We start from the raw sequence: 2,695 nt of genomic DNA on the forward strand, positions 1-2,695 counted from the left end.
CATCCTGGGTGTGCCGCCCGTTGGGACGTTGGAACCATCATTTTCACGGATATGAATGTGCTTATCATTGACCGATCGAATCCGGCCTTTCGGACGCCGCTGTCCATGGGGATCGTATTGCTCGGCTGTCTCGCGGCCGCGTCGGCCGAGGCGATCGCAGAACGGCAACTTCTTGTGGCCGTCGCCGGTTTGGCCGAAACGAGGAGCTTGGACCTGGTCGTGGAGCAGGGGACGATACACGGGCTATTGGCTGGACGTTTCGGCGAGCGCGACCGGGTGGCTTACCTGGGGTCGGCGGATGGCGGGAAAACCTGGAGCGAGCCCAGGTTTCTCGACGGGAGCGGAGAGGCCCCCGTGATTTCCCGGCGCGGCAACGATGCCCGCCTGGCTGTGTACGGCCGGCGCATCGTCGCCGTCTGGCAGGCGCGGGGCGAACTGCCGGGCACGGGACCCTTGATCGTCGCCGCTTCGGAGGATGGAGGGCGGACTTGGCGCCGTGGCCAGAATCCGGCCGCGGGCGACCCTCTGAACAATCAGAGCTATCCGGCGCTCACCGTCGGCGGGGATGGACGCTTTCACCTCGTCTGGCTCGACGACCGCGAGGAAAACGGCAACACCCAGGGTCTCCGCTACGCAGCATCTCGGGACGGCCTCAACTGGAGCAGCCGGACTACCCTGGATCCGGCGGTCTGCACCTGCTGCTGGACTCGGATCGGCGCACTTCCGGATCGCAGCGTGGCGGTGCTGTACCGGGACGCCGATCCGCACGACATGCGCCTCCTTCGCGGCCCGTTGAACGGCGGCGGTTGGCTCGATCTCGGACCGGTGGGGATCGCCGGCTGGAATTTCACCGGCTGTCCTCATTGCGGAGGCGGGCTGGCCATAACCGGAACCGGCGGGCAAACCGTATTGCACAGCGTCGCCTGGACCGGAAAGGAAGAATCGCCCGGGCTCTTCTACTCGCGATCCTCCGATCTTGGAAAACACTGGGAGCCGCCTTTTCTGCTGGGCGACGGGCAAAGCCGGGAAAGCGACATTGCAGCGCTGTCCGCGTCCGATCTGGCCATCGTGTTCAGCCGAGCCGGCGCCGAGGGCGCCGCCGTGTACCTGGTCAGGTCCAGGGATGGCGGTAGGCATTGGTCGGTCCCGGTTGCCCTGACGCCGCCGGATGCCAACGCCGATCACCCCCGAATCGTGGCGACGCCCTGGGGGTTCACGGCGTTTTGGACAATGGCGCGGCCCGGCGGCGGCAAGGCTTTGGCGATGGCCATTCTCTCCCTATGACGATGAACACCCTAAGACGGCACTTATTACTGATTCTGGCAGGATCGGCACTGGCCAGTCCCGAGCTTGCGGCGCACGCGATTCTGGTGAAGGCCGTACCCGACCGTGAAGCGGTCGTTTCCGAAGCTCCCTCGGAGGTGCTGTTGACCTTCAACGAAGGGGTGGGCGACGCATTCCTGGCAGTCGCGGTCATCGACGCCAACGGCAAGCGGGTGGACAAGCATGACGCCCGGCTGGACTTCACCGACCGTTCGCGGCTGCGGGCGTCGGTGGAAAATCTGGCGCCCGGCCGGTACATGGTGCGCTACCGGGTGCTGTCCGCGGACGGTCACGTCGTGAGCGGCAAGTATTTCTTTCAGCTTCAAGCCAAGTAAGGAGGGCTTTCCGATGATTCTCCACGAGCCGGGTTTCTTTCGGCGTCTCGCGAACCGCGCGGCCGTTGCCGCGCTCGTCCTGGCGGCGGGCGCCGCATCCGCCGCCGGCATTCCGCGCGACAGTTCCAACGGCCGCCAGATGTATCAGGGCGCGTCGATGAGCTGTTTGGTGGCCAACGACTTCTACGCCGTGCACTTCACCGCTCTGCAGGAAGGGCGTCATGAAGGGGAGCAAACCGATTTCGTCAAGTACTGCCAGGAAGTCCCGCGGCCCGGCAAGACCTATCTGACCCTCGACCTGCTCGACCGCGATGTTCGCAACATGCCTGTCAGCCTGCGTGTGGTCGAGGAGGAGTTCGGCGATGACGGTCGACTTCCGAAGGAAAAACGTACCCTGGCGGAAACGCCGGCTGCGGTCTACCGGAACGGTACGGCGGAAATTCACACCGACATCACGGAACCCGGCCATTATGCCGTGATCGCCGTGTTCGGCGAAAACGACGGCTTCGTCAGCGAGGACGATCGGCTGAGGGTGCCGTTCAGCGTCGGCATCGCCGTTCCGAACCCGTCCAACCGTTGGCCCGGCGCCTTGTTCGCCCTGATCGTCGCCATTGTTCTGTCGGTCGTATGCTGGCGCGTCTATCGGGGAATAAGGCCCAAGCTTCCGGTCCGCGCGGCGAATGATGACGCCGAACGGCCGGCGCCGGCGCGGCAGATTCCATGAAAGCGCCGGCCGTTCGACCCGTTTGCGGCCGATGCGCACACGGCAGCGGCATTCTGGCGATGCTCCTGCTGTTCGGTTCGGCGTGGCCGACTCGGGCGGATTGGGCGGAGTTCGGCAGTTACGCGGCTCTCGCCGAAGTCGCCGTCGAAGCTGACTCGATCACGGTCAACCTGCGCCTTCGGGAAATCGGTTTGCCCCGGTTGCGCTCGCTGCTCGGCCGTGCGGACGATACTCCCGCTTCGGAGCTTGCGGGGCAACTTCTGCGCATCGTGGCGGATCGGCAGCCGCTGCCGGAAGCGAAACCCGTGTCCGT

3 protein-coding genes and 1 pseudogene are annotated in these 2,695 nt (G+C 65.3%); all 4 read left to right on the plus strand.

What is annotated here, in order from left to right; translation table 11 throughout:
- Nucleotides 1-1,284 (plus strand): sialidase family protein (locus ABJK70_RS23300; RefSeq protein ID WP_347259289.1); only part of this gene is annotated, 1,284 nt, incomplete at its 5' end.
- Nucleotides 1,285-1,286: 2 nt separating this feature from the next.
- Nucleotides 1,287-1,658 carry a copper resistance CopC family protein gene (locus ABJK70_RS23305; protein WP_077730115.1) on the plus strand — a complete coding sequence of 124 codons (372 nt, stop codon included), beginning with the start codon at nt 1,287-1,289 and terminating at the stop codon, nt 1,656-1,658.
- Between the two features lie 13 nt (nt 1,659-1,671).
- Entirely contained in the window at nt 1,672-2,382 is a 711-nt protein-coding gene (locus ABJK70_RS23310) for a hypothetical protein (RefSeq protein ID WP_156881024.1), read from the plus strand.
- A pseudogene (locus ABJK70_RS23315) lies at nt 2,379-2,695 on the plus strand (hypothetical protein); the annotation flags it as partial. The gene ABJK70_RS23310 and the pseudogene ABJK70_RS23315, both read left to right, overlap by 4 nt.

Origin of the sequence: Methylocaldum sp., assembly GCF_039794385.1 — a bacterium.
Classification (GTDB): Bacteria; Pseudomonadota; Gammaproteobacteria; order Methylococcales; family Methylococcaceae; genus Methylocaldum.

Excerpts from the sequence above, each read along its gene's own strand:
- ABJK70_RS23305 (WP_077730115.1), top strand. The coding sequence starts at position 1,287 with ATGAACACCCTAAGACGGCACTTATTACTGATTCTGGCAGGATCGGCA.
- ABJK70_RS23310 (WP_156881024.1), top strand. The coding sequence starts at position 1,672 with ATGATTCTCCACGAGCCGGGTTTCTTTCGGCGTCTCGCGAACCGCGCG.